This window comes from Corynebacterium incognita (genome assembly GCF_014217255.1).
In the GTDB taxonomy this organism is placed as follows: domain Bacteria; phylum Actinomycetota; class Actinomycetes; order Mycobacteriales; family Mycobacteriaceae; genus Corynebacterium; species Corynebacterium incognitum.
In genome coordinates this window covers 1641326-1662184 of record NZ_CP059404.1, presented here as the reverse complement: position 1 = coordinate 1662184, position 20859 = coordinate 1641326, and the positions used below count along the sequence as shown (strand labels likewise).

Here is a 20859-nt window from a genome sequence, read left to right as displayed (position 1 = left end):
CAATATTACTGCTTTTCTACGACGGACGCCTCAGTAGTCAATACCATCCGGGCAACGGACGCCGCGTTCACGACGGCCGAGTGGGTGACCTTGACGGGGTCGATGATGCCGTTGTCGATGAGGTTGCCGTATTCACCGGTGGCGGCGTTGTAGCCTTCACCGTTGGCCATCTCAGCTACGCGGGCGGTAGCCACCGCGCCGTCGATGCCGGCGTTGGCGGCGATCCAGTATGCCGGACGGGACAGGGCGCGCGCCACGGACAGCACGCCGATCTTCTCCTCGCCCTCGAACTCCTCGGCGTAAGCCTCGAGCGTCTTAGCGATCTGCACGAGTGCGGAACCGCCGCCAGCGATAACGCCCTCTTCGACCGCCGCACGGGCGGCGTTGATGGCGTCCTCGACACGCAGCTTGCGCTCGTTGACCTCGGTCTCAGTCGCAGCGCCGACACGAATCACGGCCACGCCACCGGACAACTTGGCCAGGCGCTCACCGGCCTTTTCCTTGTCCCAGGTGGAGTCGGTGTTCTCGATTTCGCGGCGGATCTGCTCGCGGCGTTCGGCGACCGCCTCAGCGGTGCCGCCACCGTCCACGATTACGGTATCTTCCTTGGTCACGGTGATGCGGCGCGCGCTACCGAGTACTTCGAGGCCGACTTCATTGAGGTTGATACCAACCTCGGGGTCAACGACGGTCGCGCCGGTCACCACGGCCAGGTCATCCATGAAGGCGGCGCGACGCTCGCCGAAGTACGGGGACTTCACAGCGGCTACCTTGAGCACCTTGCGGATGGAGTTGACCACGAGGGCCTGCAGCGGCTCGCCTTCGATGTCCTCGGCCACGATGAGGGTGGGCTTGTTGGACTCCGCGATCTTTTCCAGCAGCGGCAGGAAGTCCGGCAGGCTGGAGATCTTGTTGCGGACGAGGAGAACCTGGGCGTCGTCAAGCACCGCGTGGTTGGTCTCTTCCTCGGTGGCGAAGTACGGCGAGAGGTAACCCTTGTCAAAGGACACGCCCTCGGTGACGTCGACGGAGGAGTCAATGGTCTGAGACTCCTCCACGGTGACGACGCCGTCCTTGCCCACCTTGTCCATGGCACCGGCGACCATGTCGCCGATCTCCGAATCGCGGGAGGACACGGTGGCCACGTTGGCGATCTCAGCGGACGACTGCACCGGGGTGGCGCGCGCCTTGAGCTCTTCGATGGTCTTCTCCGCGGCCGCGGCGATGCCCTTGTTCAGGGCCACCGGGTTAGCGCCGGCCGCCACGTTACGCAGGCCTTCGTAGACGAGCGCCTGCGCGAGCAGCGTGGCGGTGGTGGTGCCGTCACCGGCGATGTCGTTGGTCTTCACGGCAACGGACTTCACCAGCTGGGCGCCGAGGTTCTCGAATGGGTCGTCTAGGTCAATGTCTCGTGCGATGGTCACGCCGTCGTTAGTCACGGTAGGGCCACCGAAAGACTTGGACAGAACGACGTTGCGGCCCTTCGGCCCCAGGGTTACCTTGACCGCGTCAGCGAGCTGGTCAACGCCGCGCTGGATACCCTCACGGGCTTCTTGGTCAAAAGCAATGAGCTTTGCCATGCGTGGCAGCCCTCCTTACTTTTCAACGACTGCGAGCAGGTCGCGCGCAGAAAGCAGCAGGTATTCCTCGCCGTTGTACTTCAGTTCGGTGCCACCGTACTTGGAGAAGATAACGGTGTCGCCTTCCTTAACGTCCAGTGCCAGGCGCTCGTCGCCGTCCTCGTTCCAGCGGCCCGGGCCGACGGCGATGACGGTAGCCTCCTGCGGCTTCTCCTTTGCGGAATCCGGGATCACCAGACCGGACGCGGTGGTGGTCTCAGCCTCTACGATCTGGACCAGAACCTTGTCTTCCAATGGCTTGATGTTGACGTTTGCCACGATGCTTCCTCCGATTGTTTCAAGTGAGTTGTATGTGCCGGTTGACCTTGTCCAGCACAGCCGTCGTCGCGGGTGAACAACTGTGGGCCAAACAACCTACTAGCACTCTACCCTCGTAACTGCTAGCTCTCAACAACCCGGAGTGCTAAGGGTTAAATCTCCAGCTTGCCCAGGTTCTTCACGGCCGCGCTCCACAGCGCGTAATCCTCCGGCTGGTCCTCGCGGTAGTTAAGCACAGCACGCATGGAATGCTTGATGCGGTCGATCTCCTCATCAGAGATATCCTCGCCCTCAGCGTCCACGAAGATGACCGGTCCGCAGATCGCGTTGGTCGGGTCGGTCAAGAACGCCGAGTTGCCCGTCGCGGCGTTGTTGCGTGCCATGGACGCCATGGGGTTCGGCTCTGCACCCTTGTTCTTGGCTTCCGGGTTGTACAGCGCGGCGTATTCGGAGCCATCCTCCTGGAAGGACACCGCCACACGATCGTTAGCCACGCCACCGAGGAACTGCTGCGCGTGTTCCAGCTCGAAATCGATGGTGCGGTGAGTCAGGTCCGGGTTCACAAGAAAGCCGATGGTCATGTGTTTGCTCCTGTAGAGAAAGAAGGTGGTTAGATCCATCGGCAACGATACCGCCGTTGCGCTATCCGCGCGCGCTGAGAAGCGGGATCTCCACCTCCAACGTGGTATCCGTGCCCACGCCATATCCGGACGGCTCCGCCCCTTCATAAATCAGCTGGCCCGCCACCGCCGCGATCATCACGCCGTTGTCCGTGCACAGTGTGAAGCGCGGCACCCGTAACTCAATACCGGCAGCCTCACAGCGCTCCGCCGCCAGCTCCCGCAGGCGCGAGTTGGCAGCCACTCCCCCGCCCAGCAGCAAAACCTTCGCCCCAGTGTCCTCGCAGGCCCGCACAGCCTTGGCGGTCAGAACATCGCACACGGCCTCCTGGAAGGACGCGCAGACGTCTTCGACAGAGATAACTTGCCCCTCGCGCTCGGCCTTCTCCACGTACCGGGCCACGGACGTCTTCACCCCAGAAAACGAGAAGTCGTGGCGGTGCTCACCGCGCAAGTCTTGCGGGCGTGACATACCGCGTGGGAAATCAATAACCGGCTGTCCGCGGTGCGCCAGCTTGTCAATGACCGGCCCACCCGGATACCCCAAGCCGAGCAGGCGCGCGACCTTGTCGTAGGCCTCGCCCGCGGCGTCGTCAAGCGTGGATCCCAGCTCACGCATGGGCTTGCCCACCGCCTCAACCTCCAACAATTGAGTGTGCCCGCCCGAGACCAGCAGCGCCACCGCATGAGGCAGCTCCTGGCCTTCCAAGTTAGCTACAGCCACATGACCACCGAGGTGGTTGACCCCGTAGAAGGGCACGCCCCATGCCGCCGCGTAAGCCTTGGCCGCCGACGCCCCGACCAACAGCGCCCCAGCCAGGCCCGGGCCCACAGTTGCGGCCACGACGTCGGGCTTATCGACGCCCGCTTCCTTTAGCGCCGCTTGCATCACCTGCGGCATGGCCTCCAGGTGCGCCCGCGAGGCGATCTCCGGAACAACGCCGCCGAAGCGCGCGTGCTGCTCCATCGACGACGCCACTGCGTCCGCGAGGATCTCCATGGTGCCGTCCTCGCCCAAGCGAATAATCCCCACGCCAGTCTCATCGCAGGAGGACTCGACTCCTAAAACAATCACGTCTTATTCTCCGTCTCTCTTCATCGTCACCGCATGCACCCCGGGGCGGTAGTAGTTCTTGCGCACGCCCAGCTCCTGAAAACCATACGCCCGGTACATGGCAATGGCCGCGGCGTTGCCCTCGCGGACCTCCAGGAAGATGGGCGCGCTTTTCTGCTTCGCAATGTAGATGATGTTGTCCATCATCATCCGCCCGATGCCGCGCCGCTGGTACTTCGGGTCCGTGCCGATCGTGTGGATTTCAAACTCCGGGTGCTCGGCCGGTCCCATCATCGCGATGCCCGCGTAGCCCACCACCGCGCCGTCGGCGTCTTCCACGCAGAAATAAAAAGTGTGGGGACGCGCGAGCTCAGCGAGGATCATGTCCTTAGTCCAGGGCGACTCCGCAGCAAAGAGCTCGGTTTCCAACTCCGCACAGCGCGGGGCGTCCGCCGGCATTAATTCCCGCAGTCTCATAGCTCAACGTCCGGGATGGCGGCAGACTTCGGCCGTGCCGCCGGCTCCTTGGCGTCGGGGCGTCGCAGGTACAGCGGCACCGGCGCGCTGGAAAAATCGCACGCGGCTACCAGGTGCTCCGGCAGCGGTGCGGTGTCGTAGCACGGCACGGTGCGCAGGGCGTCGGGAAGCCGTTCGGCGAGGTGTCCCGGCACGTTGACGGCCTCTGGAGTGGCGACGTCCAGCTCCTCCGGGCGCACCACATCCGGGCCCGCGACGCGGACCCCGGCCTCATATTCAGCCCAGTACACTTCCTTGCGACGGGCGTCGGTGCACACCAACACCTTCTCCGCGGCACTGGCTCGGGCGATTGCATCCAGCGAGCATACGCCGTAGACGGGGATGGACACGGCGTCGGCAAACGCCTGGGCCGTAGCCATGCCCACGCGCAGCCCGGTAAACGGCCCCGGTCCGCACCCGACCACCACGGCGTCGAGATCGCCAAAGCCCACCCCAGCCGCAGTCAACACATCGAGGGTCGTCGGGGTGAGCAGTTGGTTTTGGTCGCGGCAGTCCGGAATGACGGTGGCCGCGACCCGCTCGCCGTCGTTTACGACGCCGACGACGAGGCTGGGGGTGGAAGTATCAATAGCTAGAACACGCACGCATCCCAGCATAAACCCGGGCCGGGTCTACTGGATAGCCAGCGCCCAGTTGTCGGCCTCAGTCTTGAGCATGGCCAGCAGGACGTGGGTATCAAAATACCCCTCGACCGGGGAGGTGCACAGGTCCACGTCAAAGCGGGAAAGCTCTTCCACATAGGCGCCGCCCTCCTGATCACGCAGGACGAGGAAGTTCTTGGTCTTCTCCACGGTCTGCCCCTCACGCAGACCCACTTGTGCAGGGTCCAGCTGCAGGGCTTGCTTGACGTAGTTGGCGTCCATGCCCGGGCACACAAATGCACCGGCGACCCACTTGTCGCCGTAGACATCCGCCGGGGCCACTGCCGTCGCATGCAAGCCGGAGTCCTCGATATCTTCCAGCGTGGACGTCAGGGTGCCCTTGACCGCCGGCTCCGGGGCTACCGCGGCGACTGCGACGAGCAGCCCCATGACCGCGACGAATGCCGCAATAACGCCAATGACAATATTCTTCGACAACGTAGTGAGCTGCACAGCCTTCAGGCTCCTTTTGATCCCGTTCTTTTGTGTATCTACCTCATCGTACAGGGTGGGTCGTCCGCGTTAGTGACCTGGATCAGTCACGTAGCGCCACGTAAATAACCGAGCCTCCGAATCCGGGTCGGAGGCCTCGCGATCGATCTGGATGAGCAGGTAAGCATCGCTGAGCGCTTCCACGAGCCCGCCTCCCCACTCGGCAACCACCACCGCAGCATCCAGGTCTGTATCCAGGTCCAACGCATCGAGCTCCGCGGTCTCCCCCAGCCGGTAGGCATCGACATGGACGAGCGCGGGGCCGTCGACAAGCGAGCGATGCTCGCGGGCGATAACAAACGTCGGGGAGGTCACTCTCCCTTTGACCCCCATGCCTCGTGCGATGCCCTGGGTGAACGTGGTCTTGCCCGCCCCCAAAGGACCGTCCAAGATCACCACGTCACCGGCCTCGAGCGCGCGGCCCACACGCTCGCCGAAGTCTTGGGTATCCGCCGCGGTCTCCAACATCTGCCGCCCTGAGGCAGGAAAGTGTTCCTTCATCTACTCAACAGCTCCTTCCACCACGCGTCGCGTGCGCCCACCCGGCCAGCACACCACCTCATAATTGATGGTGCCGACGGCGCGAGCAACCTCACTGGCGGACACTCCGCCCTCGCCGAACAAAATAACCTCATCGCCGATGGCTACTCCGAATTCGTTAGCTCCCAACGAGACAACGATCTGGTCCATGCACACGCGTCCTACCTGCGGGTAGCGCTTGCCACCGATGGTCACGTCAAACACCCCCTGCACGGCGCGGGGCAATCCGTCCGCGTAGCCCACAGAGACCACGGCGAGGTAACCGGCTTCCTCCGCTCGCCACGTCAACCCGTAGCTCGTGGATTCTCCCGCCGCTACTGGTTTAACGTTGAGGACCGTGGCGGCCCACGTCATCGCCGGACGTAAGGCCACTCCCCCCGACTCCTCGTCGAAAGGCGAAAGCCCGTAGCAAGCCACGCCCACCCGCACCTGCTCGAAGCGCAGGTCCTCGCGTGCAATTGCACCGCCGGAGGCCGCAAGGTGGTTGACCGGTACGTTCAGCCCGTGACTGCGCGCGCAATCGATGGCCGCTCGCAGCTGCGCGCCCTGCAAGGCGTTGTGCTCATTGCCCGGCTCGTCGGCGCACGCCAGGTGACTCATCACGCCGGTGACCTCCAGATGGGCGGCCTCTTCGCTCGCCAACAGCGCGAAAATCTCGTCCCAGTCAGCGCGATCAATGCCGTTGCGGTGCATGCCGGTTTCCACCTTGACGCAGACCTTTCCCGGGATCTTGCTATCGACCAAGAACCTCGCCTGCTCCAGACTTGGGATGGCCAACTCCACGTTGGCCGCCAGTGCGGACGACACCGAACCGGGTTCGACGTCGTTGTTCCACAGCCACGCCAGGATCGGAGCGTTAATGCCAGCGTCACGCAAAGCCGTCGCTTCGCCAATCGTGGCCACTCCAAAGGCGTCGGCGCCCGAGCGTTCCATTACCCGCGCGACGTCGACCACGCCGTGGCCGTAGGCGTCAGCCTTCACCACGCACATCAGCTGGACATCAGCACCCACGTGTTCCTTAAGAGCGGAGACGTTGTGGGCAATAGCGTTGAGATTAATCCGGGTAGACAAAAGGGGCATGGCACCATTGTGCCACTGCCCCTTACTGTCCTCAGCGTTGAGCGCTTTATTCCACGGTGACCGACTTGGCCAGGTTACGCGGCTGGTCCACGTCGTAGCCCTTAGCGCCAGCCACGGTGCAAGCGAATACCTGCAGCGGAACGGTAGCCAACAGCGGCTGCATGAGGGTCGGCGCCTGCGGAACGCGAATGATGTAGTTCGCGTAATCCTCTACGGCCTCGTCGCCCTCTTCGGCAATCACGATGGTGATGGCGCCACGCGCGCGGATCTCCTGGATGTTAGACACAACCTTGGAGTGCAGGGAGTCACGACCACGTGGGGACGGCACGATAACGAAGACCGGCTGCCCCTCCTCAATCAGCGCAATCGGGCCGTGCTTGAGCTCGCCGGCGGCGAAGCCCTCAGCGTGCAGGTATGCGATCTCCTTGAGCTTCAGTGCGCCCTCGAGTGCAACAGGGAAGCCCACGTGACGGCCCAAGAACAGAACGGACTTTGCGTCCACCATATCCTTGCCCAGCTTCTCCACGGTGCCCTTGTTGTCAATGACCGTCTGCACCTTGTCTGGCATCGCGCGCAGTTCGGTCAGGACAGTTTCAATCTCATCCGCGAACATGTTGCCGCGCAGCTGCGCCAGGTACAGACCCAGCAGGTAGGTGGCAGTAATCTGTGCCAGGAAGGCCTTGGTGGAAGCGACCGCGATCTCCGGGCCGGCGTGGGTGTACAGCGCGGCGTCGGACTCGCGCGGGATGGAGGCGCCCTGGGTGTTGCAGATAGCAATCACCTTCGCACCCTGCTGACGGGCGTGACGCACCGCCATGAGCGTGTCCATGGTCTCGCCGGACTGGGACAGCGCCACCACGAGGGTCTTCTCGGTCACGATCGGATCGCGGTAACGGAACTCGTGTGCCAGCTCCACCTCGGTAGGAATGCGGCACCAGTGCTCGATAGCGTAGCGGGCCACGTGACCGGCGTAAGCGGCGGTACCGCAGGCGATCACGATGATCTTGTCGATGGACTTCAAAATAGTCTCATCGATGCGCAGCTCATCCAGGGTCAGCTTGCCGGCCTCGTCGAAGCGGCCCATCAGGGTGTCACGCACCGCCGCTGGCTGATCGTGAATCTCCTTCTCCATGAAAGAAGAGAAGCCGCCCTTTTCCGCCGCCGCAGCGTCCCACTCGATCTTGAAAGGCTTGCCCTCTGCAGGGTTCCCCTCGAAGTCGGTGATCTGATAATCATCGGCGGTGATGGTAACCATCTGGTCGTTGTCCATCTCCACCGCGTTCTTGGTGTAATCAATGAAGCCGGAAACGTCCGAGCCGAGGAAGTTCTCCCCCTCGCCCAGGCCGATAACCAGCGGGGAGTCACGGCGCGCGGCGACGATGCGGTCCGCGTTGTCCGCGTGGATAGCCAGCAGGGTGAAAGCACCCTCCAGTTCCTGGCAGGTCAGCTGCATAGCCTTGGTAAGGTCCCCCTGAGCGGCACCATGGAACTTGTCAGCCAGCAGGGTTGCCGCCACCTCGGTGTCGGTCTCAGAGACAAAGTTGTAGCCCTTAGTGGATAGTTCACGCTTTAGCTCCGCAAAATTCTCAATAATGCCGTTGTGCACGACGGCCAAGTGGCCGTTGTCCACCACGTGCGGGTGAGCGTTAACGTCGGTCGGGCCACCGTGGGTTGCCCACCGGGTGTGGCCGATGCCCAGAACCGAATCAGTCAGCGGGCGCTTAGCCAATTCCTCGTCCAAGGCAGCAACCTTGCCGGCCTTCTTGCGCCAACCAATCTCGTTGCCGTCAAACATGGCAACTCCTGCGGAGTCGTAGCCGCGGTACTCCAAGCGGCGCAGACCTTCCAAAACAACGTCTAAAGCAAAGTATTCACGGTCAGCACCTGGGTGACCTACGTATCCAACAATTCCACACATAAAGGCCGATTCTACATGAGTGCCCTGTCAGTAAAACCCCCAGGAATATCTATTAACGTAACCTTAACTTTTTCGCATGCTTGGCGACGCCGCGTTCGCACATCGCCCCACCACTTCAGCGCGCACCGCTGTAGATCCTCTATCCTTGAGCCGTGTCTGCGAATCTGAATAAGCATCTGTCCACCCTGTCCAAGCGCGGCCCCCACCGCGTCCTCACCGGCGATCTATCGTACGCCGGACTGGAAGGCAAGGTCTACGCCCCGGCTGAGGGCAACAACCTTCCCGCGGTGGCCTTTGGCCATGACTGGATGAAGAAGATTAAGAACTACCACGGCACCCTGCGCCACCTGGCCAGCTGGGGCATCGTCGTGGTGGTGCCGGAAACCCAAACCGGTCTCATCCCCGACCACCGCAGCTTTGCCGCGGACTTAGAAACCGCGCTGCAGATCGCGGCGGGCGTGAAGCTGGGCCAGGGAAACATCACGGTCTCCCCAGCGAAGCTGGGCGTCATCGGCCATGGCATGGGCGGCGGCGCGGCTGTCCTCGCCGCGGTCCAGAACCCGAAGGTGAAGACAGTGGCCGCCATCTACCCGGCGAAGGTTTCCCCCTCTGCCGAGGCTGCGGCTAAGACCCTGTCGATCCCGAGCCTTATCATTGGGTCTCAGGACACCGACGTGTTCAACGCTGGTAACCCGGCGAAGCTCGCCTATAACTGGAAGGGCGAGGTCGCCTACCGCGAGATCGACAAGGGAACCCAGCTCGGCTTCTCCGAAGACAACCTGCTGCGCAACCTCCTGGGCTTGGGCAAGGGTGAGAACCGCCAAACGGAAATGGCTCGCGGTCTCGTAACTGGCTTCCTGCTGCACCAGCTGGAAGACGAAGGCAAGTACTCCGCATTCTCCGACCCGGAGGCCACTGCGAAGAAGTTGTCTTCGCTGACCGGTGACCAGCTCGCTCTCGAAGCCGGTGTACCGAAAGAGCACTTGCACGCCAACACCTCACACAAGGTCACCAGTTAGTACCCGGTCCTTCGCAGAACTGACTTGACCGGCCCCGCCGGCCGCACCCGTGCGCCCGCGCCATGCCCCGCCCGCTGGCGGGGCTTTTCTTGTGCCGCGCCACCGGTAGCCGCCACCCCCGCCGCGGCCTGCATACGTTGCTCAGCCTGCTCAAGTGTCTTCTCAAACTCCATGAGACGCTTCGCCGTTCGTTGCCTAAACTGCGCTGCGAAATCCTCGTATTCCATTACCACTGCCCTGCCTTCCTAGCCCTGTGTCCGTTGTCTTTGGCTTGTCCCGAACTCGCCCCCGGTCCCCCAACCACTGGACCGTGCGACGTCTTATCGCCCCCGCCGCGCTCTGGCTTTACATCCTCACTGCGCTCCGGCACTGGCGCCTGCTCCGCTATCGGCGCGGGTGCCTCCGCCACCGCGGCCACTGCAGCAATCTTCTTCGGCGGTGCCGGCGGCTCCTCCACCTTGGCCAGGTCTGGCGGCGGCGCGATCACGCCCTTATCAACCTTTACCGGCTCAACACGCGGCTCCGACTGCTCCTTCACCTCCGGCTTGTCCTTGAGTTCTGGCTTCTCCTTCACCTCGGGTTTATCTCTTGCCTCAGGCTCGTTCTCGTCCGGGGTCAGCTCCGGCAGAATCTCCTCGTGAAAGAAATCTACGGCAGCATCAATGAGGAGGCCGATGCCAACGATGGCAACTCCTACACCCACGGCGCCGAGCACTCCCGTGCACGCAGATTTCACGGAGTTGCCAGTATCAACCGGTTCGTCCGCACACTCCTCCGACTGCTTCTCAGCCACCGGCTCGAGGACCGGCTTGTCGGGCACTGGTGGAGATTCTCTTTTCTCCTCTTTGCCCTCTCCTGCCTCGTCTTCGCACTCATCCTGCTGAAGGGCCTGATCAGGCTTGGGCTCCAGAGCCGGAACAGGTTTCTGCGGCTTGTCGTTCTCGCAGTCCTTCTCGTCATCTACGCGTTCGACCGGCTCGGGTTTTAGCGCATCCTTCTGCGGTGTGTCCGGCTCCTTCGTTTGCGGTGTTGTGGAAACGTCCTTGTCACACACCTGGGGTGCTGGCGGCAGCTTGGGCGTTGGTTGTTTCTCCTTGGCGGGCTCCCGTGCCTGCGTCGCCGGGGCGTCCTCACACGGCTGCACCGCAGGTACGGCCCCGCCAGGTTGCGGAGCTGGCGCTGGCACCGGTGGTGGCCCAGACTTCTTGGGGTGCTCCTTTGTAGCTTCCTTGGCAGTTTCCTTCTTGTCCGGCTCACAGTCACTGTTAGCCGAGAACGTGTCCATGTACTTGGTTATGTCCTTGTAGCTGCCATCGATGACGTCCTTGGCCGACGGCGCGAGGTCGATACCCGGCGCCGGAGTAGGCAGTTTACGGCCACACACCGCGTCGCATTCTTCCTCGAATTTCTCGTAGCACTTGTCAATCGCCTTGTCGCGCTCCTCGCAGTGTTCCACGAGTGTGGAGTTGGTACTGCTAATCAGCTCAGCGGCGGAGGAAATGGCCGAATGCACCAACGCCGTCAGCCCGGGGTTCCGGGAGATAAACAGCACGAGCAGGTCCACGATGAAGATCGCAGCGGTCAGAGTTTCTTCGATAAAGGAATCCGAGACCGCGTCGATGTCGCCGACCGAATCCGAGCACTTCTGCGCGCTCTTTTCTAAGTCATCGCGTGCAGTGTGGTCGCCGTCGATATCTTCCTGCAGCTCAGCGAGGCGCTTAGCGATGGTATCGCCGGCGAACGTGGCCACCAGCGTGGTGCCAAACCCGATCACGAAGTCTTTGATACGGTCCTTCGGGCCGCCGTAAGTCCCGCCGCTGAAGCCACCGCCACCGCCATGGGAGTCCCAGCCTGACGCCGCGGCCGTGTGCGTGACGAGATCCTGCGGCTGCAACCCCTCTGTTGCCGCCACGGCCTTCTTGACGTCAGCCACGGTGTACGGCCCAGGCGCGGTAGTCCCCGACGCAGTGTGGAAGCTCTTGACTGACTCCGCCCAGTCGCTGAGCAGCGTTGCGGTATCAGCCTTCATCGCAACGCCTTCCCCAACATCCCGGCACTGTCACCGTCAGCGGCGCCGGCGTTGCCATAGTCCTTGCACGCGGCCTCCGCAGTGGCATGGATATTGCGTATCCGCCAGTCACTGCGCTGGTGAATGAGGCCGAGTTTGTAGGCGATCGAACGTCCCCTTTCGCCGAAGTTCTTCCCCAAACTCGCCGCGGCCAACGCCGGCGCGCACTGATTATGCTCCTCCCAGCGAGCTTCAGAATCGGCCTTCACCCTTTTTAAATGCGCGGCCACTTGCTCCTGATCCACGTGAATTCCCGACAAATCCATGACGTGCCCTCCCCCTCTTTCTGTCGTGTGCGTCCACATCAAGGCCCAACTTTTGTTCCTCACCCTCATTGGACTGCTTCCTCAGCTGGCCGGTTCCGTTCTCCGTGGAAAACGACGAAACGCCCGTCACACGATGTGTGCAACAGGCGCTTTGAGACGCAGCGCGTCAGTGTTGGGCCGAGCTAGACCGCAGCCACCACGGCAGAAAGGCGGCCAGCAACCTTGCGGGCTTGCTCCTTCTCCGGGGCTTCCACCATCACGCGGAAAAGCTCCTCGGTGCCAGACGGGCGCAGGAGCACTCGGCCGGTGCTGCCCAGCTCGGCCTCGGCCTCGGCGATCGCGTCCTTGACCTCCGGGGCATCCATGATGACGGCCTTGTTGGACACGGGAACGTTGATAAGCACCTGCGGTAGAACCGTCATGACTGAGGCCAAGTCCTTAAGGCTCTTGCCGGTCGCAGCTATGCGCGCCATCAGAGACAGGCCGGTCAAGGTACCGTCACCGGTGGTGCACTCGTCAGGAAGGACCAAGTGACCCGACTGCTCGCCGCCGATGGAGTAGTTGCCCGCGTTGAGCTCTTCAAGGACGTAGCGGTCACCCACCTTGGTCTGCTTGACGGTAATGCCCTGCTCCTCCATGGCCAGGCGCAGGCCGAGATTGCTCATCACGGTGGCCACCAGGGTGTTGTGGCGCAGTTCGCCGCTTTCCTTCATACCCACGGCCAGGATCGCCATGATCTGGTCGCCATCCACGACGTTGCCCTCAGCGTCTACTGCCAGGCAGCGGTCGGCATCGCCGTCGTGTGCCAGGCCGAGGTCCGCGCCGTGCTCCTTCACAGCAGCCTGAGCCTGCTCGATGTGAGTAGAGCCGCAGTTGTCGTTGATGTTGAAAGCGTTGGGCTTGAAGTGGATAGGCACAACTTCAGCACCGGCTGCCTCATAGGCTTCCACTGCTACTTTTGACGCTGCCCCGTTCGCGGTGTCCACCACGACCTTGATCCCAGACAAGTCGGTCGGCACGGCCTCCTTGAGGTGGCGCAGGTAGCGCTCCACAGCATCGGGAGCATCAGAGATGATGCGCCCGAGCTTGGTCCCAGTTGGCCCTTCTTCGGACAGATTCTCCATCGCCTGCTCGATCTCGTCTTCGACGGCATCAGGCAGTTTCTTGCCCCCAGCGGAGAAGAACTTAATGCCGTTGTCCGGCATCGGGTTGTGGGACGCGGAAATCATCACACCAAGATCCGCCCCGTGATCATCGGTCAAGAATGCCACCGCCGGCGTCGGAAGAACGCCCACGCGCAGCACGTCCACGCCGCGGGAGGCCAATCCTGCCGCGATGGCAGCGTCGAGCATTTCACCCGACACGCGTGGATCGCGTCCAATCACGGCAGTCGGGCGCAGCTTGTAGGATTCTCGTTCCTTGGTCAGGACGTCCGCCGCCGCCTGCCCCAGGCGAAGGGCCAGCATCGGGGTGAGCTTCTTGTTCGCCAAACCGCGAACGCCGTCGGTTCCGAATAGTCGAGTCATGCGATCCATTATGCATTATGGGCGTGACGACGCTCGCGTTGCTCCAGCCTTGAAAACGGCGAACGCCGCTCCATCCCACCAACGGTGAGGACGAAGCGGCGTCGACAAGCGTGAAATAAAATTTAACGCTTGGAGTACTGCGGGGCACGACGTGCCTTGTGCAGACCAGCCTTCTTGCGCTCCACTGCACGAGCGTCACGGGTCAGCAGGCCAGCCTTCTTCAGGACTGCGCGGTCTGCCGGGTTGTACACGTTCAGTGCGCGTGCGATAGCCAGGCGCAGGGCGCCGGACTGACCGGTGGGGCCGCCGCCGGTGACGGTGACCTTGAGGTCGAACTGGTTCTCGCGCTCAAGCAAGGTCAGCGGGAGCAAGATGTCCTGCTGGTGCAGCTTGTTCGGGAAGTAGTCATCCAGGGAACGACCGTTGACGATGATCTCGCCGGAACCCTCGACCATGCGAACACGGGCGATGGCGCGCTTACGACGACCAACGGTCTGGATCGGGCCCTCGTGAACAACAGGGGCAGCAGCTTCAACCTGCTCGGACTCCGCCGGTGCTACGGCGTCACCAATGGTGTTGGTGAACTCCTCGGTAGCAGCCTGTGCGGCAGCGATGTCAGCAGCGGTAGCTTCGGTGTCTACGTTTGCGTTGTCGATGTTGTTAGCTTCGGTCATTACTGTGCCACCTGCTTAAACTCGAAGGTCTCCGGCTTCTGGCCGGCGTATGGGTGCTCCTCGCCGACGAAGACGTGCAGCTTCTTCGCGGACTGTGCGGAAAGCTTGTTGTGCGGCATCATGCCGGTCACTGCTTCCTCGATTACGCGAACCGGGTTGGCGTCCAAAGACTGACCAAGGGTCATGGACTTCAGACCACCCGGGTAACCGGAGTGGCGGTAACGCATCTCGCGGTCCCGCTTGTTGGAAGAAATGTGGATCTTGTCAGCGTTGATGATGATGACGTGGTCACCGCAATCAACGTTCGGTGCGAACTGTGGCTTGTGCTTGCCGCGCAGCAGATCTGCAACGGTGGAAGCAAGCTTGCCCAGCACCACGTCAGTAGCGTCGATGATGTACCACTTACGGGTAATGTCACCGCTCTTTGGGTGGAAAGTAGACAATGCGACTCCTTATAAGTCTGTCTGAGGCTGCCGGCCAACTTCGATGGCGTCTAACGTTTGAACACAGCGGCCGGTGGGGACCTGCATCAAGCGCAACGGGTACAGCAGTGCTGAACCGAAATGACACACAGGGTGAATACTTTATTGCACGAGGAGCGAAAACACCAAAACCCTCGAGCGCACTACCTTGCCCCAGGTTCCACCACGGTGTGCCCAGCACCGCGGCGGAGCTCTCGGACCGCACTCGAGGGCTTTGGGGTCTATCCCCTTAGCGTCTATCTCCCACAGATTTTCGTGTCGTGTGCCGGCACCTATCCCCAGCTGTTGGCGGCCACCTTGTTGATGTGGCTCATGCGGTTGTTGGATTCATCTACCGACTTGGAAATGGTGGCCAGGATCTGGTTCAGTTCCTTAGCGGCCTTGTCCCACTTGGACTGCGCTTCGTTGTACGCGGTTGCGGACTCGCCCTCCCAGGAGGAGACCAGTGGCTGCAGCATCTTCTTGAGCTCGTCCAACTCGGAGTTGATGGCGGTGGCGGACTTGTTAATGTCGCTGGCGCCAGCCTCGATGTTGCCGAACTCGTACTTGATTCCGGACATGGGTCCCTTTCTTATTCTGTACTCGTGAATGTGATGGTGGTGTTGCTTGCGTGGTGCGGCGGATGACTCGCCGCGTTACAGTGCCAGGCCCTCGGTACCGACGTTTTTGAAGATGTCCTCGTTTTCCGCCTCGACGTTTTCGAAGTTGCGGGCGTTGTCGCGGATGTTGTCCGAAATCGAGGTGAGAGCTTCCTTGAGCTTGCGCTCGTTGTCGTTGTAGCGCAGCATGAGATTATTGAAGGCTACCTGCGCGTTGCCCTCCCAATTGGAACGCAGGCCCTCAACGGTGCGCTCGAGGCGGTTGAGTTCGGCTTGGACGTTGTCATTGGTGTCGTCAACGTGCTGCGCCGCCTGGCGCATCACGTCAGCTTCGGTCTTGAACGTTTGGTTCATGATGTCCCCTCCTTAAAGTGTTCTGGTGTGAAAGGGGCGTGCACCCCGCACGCTGTTCCTTTCACCTGTATTGGACTGCCTGTATCCGGCTTCGGTTCCCTTCGCCTCCGGACTTCTTTTCTGTCCCTGCGGCCGGTCCGCTAGAAGTGCTGCAGGGAATCCACCGCCATGCGGCACGCTGCTTTCTGGACGGTGGTGGGCGTGGACTTGGTGTGGCACCCCACTGACATCTGATGGTCGCCTTCCACCCACGTTGTCCACGTCACCGCGGAACCGTCGCCGGGGTCTTCGGTGTACACCAGGCGACGAGCGTTTTCCTCGTCCTTCTTCAATTGCGGATCCTCTTTGATTTGGTCCTTGATCTCCGCGAACAAGGCCTCTTGTGGCACCGAATACGCCGGGTCAGCAGCAAGGAGAATCCTCAGGTGCGGATCATCCCCCGTTGCGGTGATGACGCCCTTGTCCTGCTCTGCGGTAAAGCCCAACGGGAGTTTCACTCGTACGTCGCCTTCTTCCAAGACCACAGCGGCCGACGTCTCAGCGGGGCCGGCGTTTCCCGCGTCCTCGGGAACGGCTGCTTCGTGCGCGTTGGCCTCTTGATTGCGCAGTGCCGAGGAGTCTTCGCTCGCGGCCTCCGCCACCGTTCCAGCACCGGAGTTAGTCTGGGCGCTGATCGCCCACCAGCTCACCGCCCCTACCGCTAACACCGTCGCTGCAAGACCGAGGTGGAAGGGATCCAGCCATCGTCTCGGACTCGTTCGCCGGCCGGCGTAGTGTGCAGCCGCGTTCACGGTGTTGCGCGGCGGCGTGCCGACATCGTCGTGAGGTCCCTCCGAGTCCACCGCCTCCGGCGGGAGGACATCACCTCCGGAGTCTCTGCTACTTGCTGGGGCAAGGTCGTCAGCATCCTCAACGCTGGCCGGGGCGAGGCTGACTCCCTGGTTGGTTAGTTCCTCGCTTACCATTACTACCGCGGTGCGAGCGATGGTCGTCGACTCCGGATCAGCCACCACCGCCACCGTGGCATCCGGCCAGTCCGGCGCGCACAGAGTACGGGCCTGCTCGATGATTCCCTCAAGCGCCCACCCGCCCAGTACCCCGCTGCCGGGCAGGTCGTAGCGGTAGACCGTTTCCGGTCCTTCGAAAATGGTGGCCGAATCCAAAATGGTGATGGTAAGAAATGCCGCCTGCGAAGTAGCGTCCTGCGGCGAGAATGTCGTGTGCATAGTCATGGTGAGTGTCCCCCTCGTCACTACTGTTCATTGTTCGTGTGCGCTACCTGCACCAAAGACGGCGCGGCGTTGCGCGTGTGCCACCTACCGCGGCCTGGCGGCTGCGGGGTGGGCTTCATCCCAAAGATCGCCCCTTCGTCACGGTCCGCGTCCAAGAGCAACACCGCCGGTTGAGTATCGCGAAGAGCGGAATAGAAGCGTTGGTACATCGCGCGGCCTATCCCGCCGGCTTTGCGCGCGAGCACCAGGTGCATCCCAATGTCCCGAGAGTGTGGAAGCAGTTCCTGCAGCAGATCCAGCGCTCCGTCGGACACAAGCTCCACGTCATCAATCACGATGTAAATCTCCGGCCCCTCCCACCAGGAGCGCGCCTTGAGTTCTGCCGGAGTGACGTCTTCGCCCGGCAAACGTGCGGACAAGGTGGCGTGCGCGCTGCGCAGTGCCTTCTCCGTTGCCTCGCCGGAGGCCGAATATACCGCGACCATGTCCTCATCGAGCTCGCCGAGGTGTGCACGGCGGTGATCGATGACCACCATGCGCGCGGCGGCGCGGCCCAGCTGCGTGATTCCAGCGGCGATGGTCCGCACCCACGTGGATTTTCCACTCTCGCCCGAGCCGACGCATACCACGTGGGAGTCCCGAACCGGATCCCACGCCACGGTCGTCATATCGCGCCCGCCATGGGCGAATGCCAACCCCGACGCCTCCCCGAGCTCATCCAGGTGTATTTCCTCCGGCAGCATCTTCAGCTGCGGAACGGGCTCGAGCCCCTGCTGCTGCGCGACGGTTGCGATGTGCGCCGCGTCCTGGTTGCCGCTGTGCGCCAGCAGCATGAGCTCACCTCCCGGGGTCAGCCCACGACCTGGCAGCGCGGGCAGCTTTTCTTGGCGTTTGCGTTCAATCAGCGAGTCCAGCGCCTCCGCCAACCGCAGCTCCACGCGGGTCGCAATATGGTCGCGGATGGCGGGCCGAATCGTGGTCCACCGCCCCGTGGCGAGCACGACGTGCACGTTTGCAGAGGGGCCATCGACCACAATGGAACCGATAGCGTCTTCGAGGTTTTCGTATTCAGCATTGCTCGCGCCAATATGGTGCCAACCGTCGATGATCAAGAACGTATGACGGCGCTCCGGCTGAGCCACCAACCCTGCTACTTCGTCCACCACCCGGTTGACCTTCTCTGGGTCGTTGCTCTGCGCCACCCCGGCCACGTGGGGGAGAAGGTCGAGCCCCTGCAGTTGCCCGCCGCCGAGATCCAAGACGTAGAAGCGGACATCACCAGGCTTGTGCGTCGCGGCCAGCGAGGTCACGATGGTGCGTAGCGCCGTGGACTTGCCCATCTGCGGGGCGCCGCAGAGCGCCAGGTGTCCGCCTTCCGCACCGAAGTCCACGATGAACGGATCCTGGCGTTGCTGAAACGGCCGGTCGATGATGCCGATGGCAGCCTGCAGGAAGCCGTGATCTTCCGCCACGCCTGCCAGCGACACCTCTGCAGGCAACGGCGGGAGCCAGATGGGGTGTGCGGATTCGCCACGCAGTTCTGCGGTCTCTGCCGCCGCTTCCACCACGGCTTCCATGACCGTGGTGGACTCGTCGGCGACCATCGCCACGCCCGCGCCTTGGGACCCTGCCGCGGCACCTAGTGCGGCATCGCTTTCCGACGTCTCTTGGGTCCACTCCTCAAATATCTGCAACGCCGGGCGCGACGCAGGCTCGCCCAGCCCGGTGGCGTCGAGGTCGCTCGCTCGCACTGGTCGCATCGCTGCCCCGGAGACGTACGAAGCCTGGAACCGCTCCAATGCGTCCGCATCCGTTTTGAGGTACCCCGCGCCCGGTTGCGATGGCAGGTGGTAGGCATCGGGGACGCCGAGGACCTGGCGCGACTCACCGGCGGAGAAGGTCTTGAGTCCCAAGCGATACGACAGGTGAGAATCCAGCCCGCGCAGTCGGCCCTCTTCTAGCCGCTGCGAAGCAAGCAGGAGGTGGACGTGTAGGGACCGCCCCAGGCGCCCGACCGCAACGAACAACTCCGCGAAGTCCGGGTGCTGGCCCAGCAGTTCCGAGAACTCGTCCACGATGATGAGCAGCGCGGGCAGTGGCGCCATCGAGCTGCTTCCGTGCTCGGCTATCTGTTTGTTGCGGGCCGCGGTGTAGTCGGTAACGTTGGCGAAATTCCCCGCCTCCCGCAACACCTGTTGGCGACGCTGCATTTCGCCAGAAATAGCGTCAAACATGCGGTCTACCAGTACCGCTTCATCCTCCAGGTTGGTGATCACCGCTGCGGTGTGCGGGAGCTTTTCGCATTCCAGAAAGGTGGCACCGCCTTTGAAATCCACGAGCACGAGGTTGAGTTCGTTCGGGCTGTGGGTGGCGGCCAGTGCCGTAACGACAGTTTTCAGCAATTCGCTTTTTCCGGACCCGGTCGCACCGAGGCACAGTCCATGCGGCCCCATGCCGCCGTGCGCCGGCTCCTTGAAGTCCAGCCGCACCGGCTGCCCCGCAGGATCCACGCCGATGGGCACCACGAGCCGGGATTTCTGCCCGTCGTGACCTGGCCACATGCGCTCCGGTACCAACTCGTCCACGCTCGCATACCCCAGTAAACCCAGCGGGTCACCACCGGTGGTGGAATCGTGGCCGGCGCCGTTGTGCGGGCGCCGGAATTTTGCCAGTTGCCGGGCGTAAATCTCCATTTCTGCGAGGGCCACCGCGTCGCACTGCCCCAGGGTCTCCTCGCCCGCCGCGGTCACGACCTTCAGCTCCTCCCCCGCCCACAACCTTAGGCCTTCATGCTCAGCGCGATACCCCAGTGCCGTCAAGCGCTGCGAGCCGACGTCGATGATCGTCGTCCACTCCTCCGAATCAATGAATTCCTCCAGGCCAGTCGTCGGGATACTATCCACCACAAGGATGCGAAACGCCGCGTCACGAGGATTGCGAACATGGGGAACCCACTTCATCCACTCCCACCCGGAGGCTTTCGCACCTTCAGCCACCTCACGATGGTCTGCGGCACTGCGCCCGATGACATGCAGCCCCACCACTTCCGGGCCATGCGCGATAAGCAACGCATGAAGCATCGAGCGCACCAGCCCACGCGCCGTCGGCCCCGCAATGCCGAGGAAGCGAAACGCCTGAAGCTGCACCACCACCGGGATATTCGGCACTGTCCCCACCGCAGCAATGAGCCTGCGCAGACTCACCGCGCACACCGGGTCGAGTTCCTCGGCGGCACCGGGATCGGGGACGTCGATAGGCGTGCACAACGCCGCGCTGCCCACACCGATGCGCACCTCGAGTGCGTCCGGGTCCGTCGCCTGGCGTTCCCACAAGCGCGGGGTCCCCACCCACGCATGGACGCCCGCGGGGTCTGGGTGGCGGAACCATTCCGCCGCGCGCTGCTCGGCCGCGTTGGCCAAGGCCTCCTCCCGTAAGAGGTGGAGGTGTCGCAGATAGGAACGCCGAACGTCGTCCTTGTCCTCCCCACCGTTCCCTGGACCGAACATGGCGGCCATAGACATGACCATCATGAGTGGGAACATCAGCATCATGGGCGATACCGTGCGCCCCGGCCCGGCACCAAGGACCAGCAACACGACCATCCCCACCATGGCCACCACCATCACCAGTGGCATGATGATGCGCACCAAGGGCATCGGCTGCGGCTTATGCGCCGCTGGTACCGGCTCCGCCTGCAGTTGCCCGGTGGGCATCTCCGGCGCAGGTTCGCGCTGCGTGGCGCTTAATGGATCAACAATATGTTCAATGCTTACACCAAGCATGACTAGTAGTCCCCCCAAAGTGACAGCTAGTATTCCTCCCGAGATGTGTCTGTGGACACACCGCACATCTTAGGCCA

20 protein-coding genes are annotated in these 20859 nt (G+C 62.7%); 1 reads left to right on the top strand and 19 read right to left on the bottom strand.

The features are described 5' to 3' along the window. Window positions 1-5 precede the first annotated feature (5 nt). The 10 genes from groL to glmS all read right to left on the bottom strand — a co-directional run bounded on the left by groL (window position 6) and on the right by glmS (window position 8780). Window positions 6-1580 (bottom strand): chaperonin GroEL, encoded by a 1575-nt coding sequence (gene groL, locus H0194_RS07755; RefSeq protein WP_185175358.1) that lies wholly within the window; start codon window positions 1578-1580, stop codon window positions 6-8. Between the two features lie 15 nt (window positions 1581-1595). Then, window positions 1596-1898, bottom strand: a complete 303-nt coding sequence (gene groES, locus H0194_RS07750) for a co-chaperone GroES (RefSeq protein WP_185175357.1) — start codon at window positions 1896-1898, stop codon at window positions 1596-1598. A gap of 152 nt (window positions 1899-2050) precedes the next feature. Continuing rightward, window positions 2051-2479 carry a hypothetical protein gene (locus tag H0194_RS07745; RefSeq protein WP_185175356.1) on the bottom strand — a complete coding sequence of 143 codons (429 nt, stop codon included), beginning with the start codon at window positions 2477-2479 and terminating at the stop codon, window positions 2051-2053. A gap of 61 nt (window positions 2480-2540) precedes the next feature. Next, window positions 2541-3593 (bottom strand): tRNA (adenosine(37)-N6)-threonylcarbamoyltransferase complex transferase subunit TsaD, encoded by a 1053-nt coding sequence (gene tsaD / locus H0194_RS07740; protein ID WP_185175355.1) that lies wholly within the window; start codon window positions 3591-3593, stop codon window positions 2541-2543. Between the two features lie 3 nt (window positions 3594-3596). Then, window positions 3597-4049: a ribosomal protein S18-alanine N-acetyltransferase gene (gene rimI, locus H0194_RS07735; RefSeq protein WP_185175354.1), complete on the bottom strand. Its 453-nt coding sequence runs from the start codon at window positions 4047-4049 to the stop codon at window positions 3597-3599. After that, on the bottom strand, window positions 4046-4693 hold the full coding sequence (tsaB, locus tag H0194_RS07730; RefSeq protein ID WP_185175353.1) for a tRNA (adenosine(37)-N6)-threonylcarbamoyltransferase complex dimerization subunit type 1 TsaB: 648 nt from the start codon (window positions 4691-4693) through the stop codon (window positions 4046-4048). The genes rimI and tsaB overlap by 4 nt, the downstream gene beginning before the upstream one ends. Window positions 4694-4720: 27 nt before the next feature. After that, window positions 4721-5203 carry a hypothetical protein gene (locus H0194_RS07725; protein ID WP_185175352.1) on the bottom strand — a complete coding sequence of 161 codons (483 nt, stop codon included), beginning with the start codon at window positions 5201-5203 and terminating at the stop codon, window positions 4721-4723. A 69-nt stretch (window positions 5204-5272) separates the two neighbouring features. Continuing rightward, window positions 5273-5743: a tRNA (adenosine(37)-N6)-threonylcarbamoyltransferase complex ATPase subunit type 1 TsaE gene (tsaE, locus tag H0194_RS07720; protein WP_185175351.1), complete on the bottom strand. Its 471-nt coding sequence runs from the start codon at window positions 5741-5743 to the stop codon at window positions 5273-5275. Further along, complete coding sequence (gene alr, locus H0194_RS07715) at window positions 5744-6862, bottom strand: alanine racemase (RefSeq protein WP_185175350.1); 1119 nt, start codon at window positions 6860-6862, stop codon at window positions 5744-5746. 46 nt (window positions 6863-6908) lie between these two features. After that, window positions 6909-8780, bottom strand: a complete 1872-nt coding sequence (glmS, locus tag H0194_RS07710) for a glutamine--fructose-6-phosphate transaminase (isomerizing) (RefSeq protein WP_185175349.1) — start codon at window positions 8778-8780, stop codon at window positions 6909-6911. Window positions 8781-8932: 152 nt separating this feature from the next. On the opposite strand from glmS, the gene H0194_RS07705 reads away from it, so the two are divergent. Further along, window positions 8933-9799: a dienelactone hydrolase family protein gene (locus tag H0194_RS07705; RefSeq protein WP_185175348.1), complete on the top strand. Its 867-nt coding sequence runs from the start codon at window positions 8933-8935 to the stop codon at window positions 9797-9799. 226 nt (window positions 9800-10025) lie between these two features. Here H0194_RS07705 and H0194_RS07700 read toward each other — a convergent pair whose 3' ends face one another. The 9 genes from H0194_RS07700 to eccCa form a co-directional block, all read right to left on the bottom strand. Continuing rightward, entirely contained in the window at window positions 10026-11828 is a 1803-nt protein-coding gene (locus tag H0194_RS07700; RefSeq protein WP_185175347.1) for a hypothetical protein, read from the bottom strand. After that, window positions 11825-12133: a hypothetical protein gene (locus H0194_RS07695; RefSeq protein ID WP_185175346.1), complete on the bottom strand. Its 309-nt coding sequence runs from the start codon at window positions 12131-12133 to the stop codon at window positions 11825-11827. Before H0194_RS07695 ends, H0194_RS07700 begins: the two co-directional genes overlap by 4 nt. 182 nt (window positions 12134-12315) lie before the next feature. Continuing rightward, a complete protein-coding gene (gene glmM / locus H0194_RS07690; protein ID WP_185175345.1) occupies window positions 12316-13659 on the bottom strand; it encodes a phosphoglucosamine mutase in 1344 nt (447 codons plus the stop codon). A 122-nt stretch (window positions 13660-13781) separates the two neighbouring features. Next, window positions 13782-14333 carry a 30S ribosomal protein S9 gene (gene rpsI / locus H0194_RS07685; RefSeq protein WP_185175344.1) on the bottom strand — a complete coding sequence of 184 codons (552 nt, stop codon included), beginning with the start codon at window positions 14331-14333 and terminating at the stop codon, window positions 13782-13784. Further along, complete coding sequence (gene rplM, locus H0194_RS07680) at window positions 14333-14776, bottom strand: 50S ribosomal protein L13 (protein ID WP_185175343.1); 444 nt, start codon at window positions 14774-14776, stop codon at window positions 14333-14335. The genes rpsI and rplM overlap by 1 nt, the downstream gene beginning before the upstream one ends. A 311-nt stretch (window positions 14777-15087) precedes the next feature. After that, window positions 15088-15375: a WXG100 family type VII secretion target gene (locus H0194_RS07675; protein ID WP_185175342.1), complete on the bottom strand. Its 288-nt coding sequence runs from the start codon at window positions 15373-15375 to the stop codon at window positions 15088-15090. Between the two features lie 75 nt (window positions 15376-15450). Beyond that, on the bottom strand, window positions 15451-15768 hold the full coding sequence (locus H0194_RS07670) for a WXG100 family type VII secretion target (RefSeq protein WP_185175341.1): 318 nt from the start codon (window positions 15766-15768) through the stop codon (window positions 15451-15453). 140 nt (window positions 15769-15908) lie between these two features. Further along, complete coding sequence (locus tag H0194_RS07665; protein WP_185175340.1) at window positions 15909-17000, bottom strand: type VII secretion-associated protein; 1092 nt, start codon at window positions 16998-17000, stop codon at window positions 15909-15911. 20 nt (window positions 17001-17020) lie between these two features. After that, window positions 17021-20782: a type VII secretion protein EccCa gene (eccCa, locus tag H0194_RS07660; protein WP_185175339.1), complete on the bottom strand. Its 3762-nt coding sequence runs from the start codon at window positions 20780-20782 to the stop codon at window positions 17021-17023. Between the last annotated feature and the right edge of the window lie 77 nt (window positions 20783-20859).